We start from the raw sequence: 4,741 nt of genomic DNA on the forward strand, positions 1-4,741 counted from the left end.
CCGCAGGCCGTGGCTGAGGAAGCCGGCAGCGGCTCCACCACTTACAGCGCCGGGTTTGAGGTCATGCCCGCGCGCCTGCCATACCGGCCCAAATTGCTCAAAAAGCCATTGGTGGACGGCCCGCAGATCGCCCATGTCACCGGACCTGAAGGCGAAGAGATTTACTGCGATGAACATGGCCGGGTCAAAGTTTGGTTCCCATGGGATCGCCATGGTGCCAAGGATGATAGATCTTCGTGCTGGATACGTGTCTCGCAAAATTGGGGTGGAGCCTCCTGGGGGCATATGGCTGTCCCGCGCATCGGCCACGAGGTCATCGTAGATTTCCTCGAAGGTGATCCAGACCAGCCAATCATTACGGGGCGGACGTATCATAACAACAACCGTCCACCGAACAAACTTCCCGACTTCAAAACCCGCATGGTGCTCATGTCAGACAGCCACAAGGCCAATGGCTACAACGAGCTTCGCTTTGAAGATGAGGGCGGGCAGGAGGAAGTCTGGTTCCACGCTCAGAAATTCCACAACGGCGTTGTTGAGAACAACGAGACCTGGAAGGTCGGGGCCAACCGCCACAAACGAGTTGAAGGGTCTCAATCTGAATCTATCGGCAGCTCAAAAGACATTGAGGTGGGCGGCGATCACCGCGAACAGGTGAAGGGGTCAGAACATACACAAGTTGACGGGTCCGCACTGCGCCAGATCAAGATCAGCGATTTCCTGAAAGTTGTGGGAGACAAGGTCACTCATGTCGTGCGCAATGCCATAACGCTTGTTGAAGAAAACTGGCGATTGGAGACCAAGGGCAAACAGCACTTTGAGAGCGGAACAACCCACTACATCAATGCCGGGGACGCTGTTGTTGTTCAGGCAGGCGCGAGCATAAGCCTCAATGTTGGCGGGAACTTCGTCAAGATCGACAAGGGCGGTGTGCAGATTGAAGGCACCCTGGTGAAGGTCAACTGTGGCGGTTCTCCTGCCAAGGGTGCTCCAGTCCCGCCAATGGAAGCTATGAAGCCATCTGATTATTCCGGTCCTCATGCACAGCGCTATGCGCGTTCCTTTGAGAAATAGGAGAGCACGATATGTCAGGAAAACCAGCAGCACGCCTTGGGGACATTGGTTCTGGTCATGGATGCCACTTCCCGCCAACTCCCGCCATTGCCGGGAGCCCGAACATTTTGATTAACAACCGCCTTGCTGTGCGTCAGGGGGATGCCTATGCACCGCATCCATGCCCGGTCTGCCCGTCACCACCCCATGGCAGATCATTGGCCTCCGGAAGCCCGACTGTCCTGTTCAACAACAAAGAAGCTGGGCGACAGGGAGATCCGATTGATTGTGGTGGTGCCGATTCAACCGGATCTGGGGATGTTTTGATTGGAGGAGCCTCTCCCGTAGGAATGAGCCGGTCGCCGTTTTGCGAAACGTGTGAAGACAAAGCCTCCAAAGGATAGCAGCGGTGAGTTTGACAGAACGATTTAAGGGGATCGCCGCGCAAGCTGCAACGATTGATGCCAAACCATACCTGGTGCTGGATGCATCCTGGCAGGAAGACCTTGCAAGCGAGATCCGGGCCACGGGCGAAGACGGATGGGAACCGTTGATGGGATCACCTGCAGAGGCCAAACAAGATGCCCATGCCCGAACCCCGTTGCTTGTTGACCTGACTGTCCATCCCGCTGTTTTGACCAGTTGGCTAAAGGTAGGGTTTCCAGAAAAGCTTGGTATCATCGTCTTTTCAACAAAGGCGATTGAGGAACTTCGAAGCTCCTTGAAGCGGTTCATGAGCGTGATCACGCCGGAAAGTGGCAAACCGGTTTACCTGCGTTTTTATGATGCCCGCGTGCTTTATTGTTTCCTGCGACATGGCTTCCCGGAACAGTGGCAGGATTTCTTCAAAAACATTGATCTGATTGCAGCACCTTATGACTACACATCAAGTTTTGCGGTCTATCGCCTTCGCGGCGAACAGCTGCAGCTCGGCATCGAGACCGAAGACGGCTTGGACTATCACTGGCACAAACATGAAAACCATGACCGAGCAGTCGAAAACTACCGCGCAACCTTCCCATTCCGCGAGATCGAGCAGCGTCAATACGATGATATGATGCACTGCGCTCAAATCAGCTTTTACCACGAGATTGAGCAGTTCCTTCGCAAAGCCTTTCCCAAGGAGACGGAGGAACTTCAGCGCAAGGAGTTGATCTCGTTCTTTGGTGAGGCTCAAAAGCACGCTGGCAAACAAGGCTACAGCGATGAGAGCTGCTTCTTTTACTGGGCTGTCTTGAGCTTTATGGCCGGAGCTGAGTTTTATCAAGATCAGGATGTTCAGCGCATTCTTTCGCAAGAAACAATGTCTCGCGAAACACGGCTTGAACTGCTGCTGTTTAACAGCGGCGTTGAAATTGACAATGAGGCCCTGCGAGATCTCTGCGATGTTATCGAATGCAAGGAAACATACGCAGATGGCAGCAGTACCGTCTATCGGGAACGGTCAGGGAAAATCATCAGGACAGCAGCATGAACAATCCAAACTTGGCTAAAACGGTAAAGAACGTAGCTTCGCAAGCCGCTGGTAATCAGTACGCATTTGTTCGCAATCTTCCACCAGGTACAGTTCCTAAGACCCCGCAATGGGTAAAGCCATTCGTGCCTAGTCCACCCGTTCCCAGACCGCTGATCAGGCCCAGCCCGTTGCAACCCCTGATACAGCCAGATGTGCTGGCCCCCGAGACTCAGCCCATGCCGCAATTGAAAAAGCAGGATGAGTTCTTTGATCCTAGTTGGGATGATCCAGGCGAGTTTGACAAGCCAAGAGAAGCTACAGGGGAAGATGAGCAAGGGGAACCGGTGTCCTATCACCGTCGCCGCATCCGCCCCCGGCGCAATTGCTGTGAACCGCACAAGTTCCCTTTGTGGGCCGTGGAACTGCCGAACCGGGTTACCGATGCAAAGATGAAGACAGATGTGCCTTGGAATAAGCGCAATAGCACCACGCAGGGGTGGGGATACCAATATTGTATTTTCCAGACCCGCAGTGAGTTTCATTGTGAGGGAGGAGGCACATCCGTGAATGCAGATATGAGTTATCCGGACCGCTGTTGGTTAGGTGAAGCAAAGTATACCAAGAACCCTAGAAATTCTCCGTTTGTATTTGATGAAGTTAAAGACAATCCTGGATTTTTCCTCAACGAGCAGCGTGAAGAAATTCGAGAAAAAGTTAGAGAAGAATTTGAGCGTTACGGTGTTGTTACTAAAACTCCAAATGCGCCAGGCAAAGCATGCTGGAACATCGGATTATATACAGCGATTGGGCATCCTGCTCTCTTTCCATTTTTTAAAGAACTATATGGCTCGGAAGATATTGAGGGAAAGATTGAATACGTACCCATGCGCGAAGTCTGTAAAGCGCATAACAGTTTTGGGAATGATGATCCAGCACGACCTCCAAGGATTAACCCGGAAGATGATTGGTGGAATTACGACCCGTCAGAGTATGGCAATATAGCTTGATTGAAGCAGTTGGTAGAGAAAAAAATGTCTGATTTCAAAAAGTACAATGATGTTTACGATCCTTGCATGCTCACAGTTCTGCCAAAAGGTGTGAACTTGTTTTCTGATAACGTAGCTTTGGAGCAATGGCTTCGTAATACTTGGAAAGTGGAAAGCATCAATAAAATCGAACGTTCAGGGAAAACAAAACTGAACTGCAAAATAAAAATAAATACAAGTTCAGTGGAGTTTGTATTCAGAAACAATCGAACACTTCACTTTCTGTCACCACCTACAAATATCGAAGGTGCATTCTATGTATGTAATCAGCTTAGAAAAGATTTCCCTAATCTTGATGGGAAACTGATTTTTCTGAGCGAAGGAGAGGTCGTTCATTTTCCTTTTAGCTGTGGGGAGGATGAATTGTGCCGCCGTATTGGTTTTGATGATGAGTTTCTTGACCATGAACTTATGCAAGAAATGGGGCTAGAGTAGTTTCGGAATAAACAGCAGGCCGCACGAACGCCAATCCTATGTTTTATATATCCTGTCAAGTGATCTGGTAATGCATAAAGATCAAGCTTTTACGCCAATTGAGATCTGGACAGGGCTGCATGTCGAGCTGGAGAACTGGCGCTTGAAATGTAGCCATGTGAACGAAGACCTGCACCCACTAAGAGATACAGAAAACTCAGTATACCTGAAAGAGCTGCAAGCATTTCCCGCCAGAAAGTGGGCGCTGATTGGCGATGGTGCTGGCTGGACACCGGTTTCAGCCATGGCACTCTCATGGTGTGAGGGCACAACATGGAAAGGCGTTCTGAAGGCGTGGGAAGCCATCAATAATCTTGATCTGGAATCTGATGTGACCAGCCTGTCTGCCCAAATGACCAATCCAAAATTATTACCAGACCCAGACCTGGCGACAGTGCTGAAGCTTGGGCAGTCACCGGGAGGAGCATGGGTCTTGCTATCTGCCTTGCGCCTTCATGACAAACCAGTGCGATTTGATGAGACGCAGGTTTCTCGCAATTCCGTGCTCTGGCCGCTCATAGAGCAATGAGTGTCGCTGGGTACTCTTCCCTGACGTTTTGAGCGCAATCAGCTAATTCCTCCCATCCTTTCTTTCGTTTTGATCTGAAGGCACCGCAGCAGGGCTTGCGCCCTCACGCGAACTAGATCGTCACTCACCTGACCACAATCTTCCTCGCCTTTCAGGCTCCGGGAGATCATGGACAGCCTCCCT

Annotated in this window: 6 protein-coding genes; all 6 read left to right on the forward strand. The window is 50.9% G+C overall.

Annotated features, from left to right (window positions below; translation table 11 throughout):
* Positions 1 to 1,074, forward strand: a 1,074-nt coding sequence (tssI, locus tag PPL9_RS04605; RefSeq protein ID WP_152986592.1) for a type VI secretion system tip protein TssI/VgrG, incomplete at its 5' end; no start/stop codon positions are given.
* 11 nt (positions 1,075 to 1,085) lie between these two features.
* The gene (locus PPL9_RS04610) at positions 1,086 to 1,457 is read left to right on the forward strand and encodes a PAAR domain-containing protein (protein WP_057461547.1); all 372 of its coding nucleotides are present in this window, start codon (positions 1,086 to 1,088) and stop codon (positions 1,455 to 1,457) included.
* 5 nt (positions 1,458 to 1,462) lie between these two features.
* Positions 1,463 to 2,527, forward strand: a complete 1,065-nt coding sequence (locus PPL9_RS04615) for a DUF4123 domain-containing protein (RefSeq protein WP_057461548.1) — start codon at positions 1,463 to 1,465, stop codon at positions 2,525 to 2,527.
* Complete coding sequence (locus PPL9_RS04620) at positions 2,524 to 3,516, forward strand: hypothetical protein (protein WP_057461549.1); 993 nt, start codon at positions 2,524 to 2,526, stop codon at positions 3,514 to 3,516. Before PPL9_RS04615 ends, PPL9_RS04620 begins: the two co-directional genes overlap by 4 nt.
* A 24-nt stretch (positions 3,517 to 3,540) precedes the next feature.
* On the forward strand, positions 3,541 to 3,990 hold the full coding sequence (locus PPL9_RS04625; RefSeq protein ID WP_152986593.1) for a hypothetical protein: 450 nt from the start codon (positions 3,541 to 3,543) through the stop codon (positions 3,988 to 3,990).
* 70 nt (positions 3,991 to 4,060) lie between these two features.
* Positions 4,061 to 4,558, forward strand: a complete 498-nt coding sequence (locus PPL9_RS04630; RefSeq protein WP_057461551.1) for a hypothetical protein — start codon at positions 4,061 to 4,063, stop codon at positions 4,556 to 4,558.
* Positions 4,559 to 4,741 lie beyond the last annotated feature (183 nt).

Origin of the sequence: Pseudovibrio sp. POLY-S9, from assembly GCF_001431305.1 — a bacterium.
GTDB lineage: Bacteria > Pseudomonadota > Alphaproteobacteria > Rhizobiales > Stappiaceae > Pseudovibrio.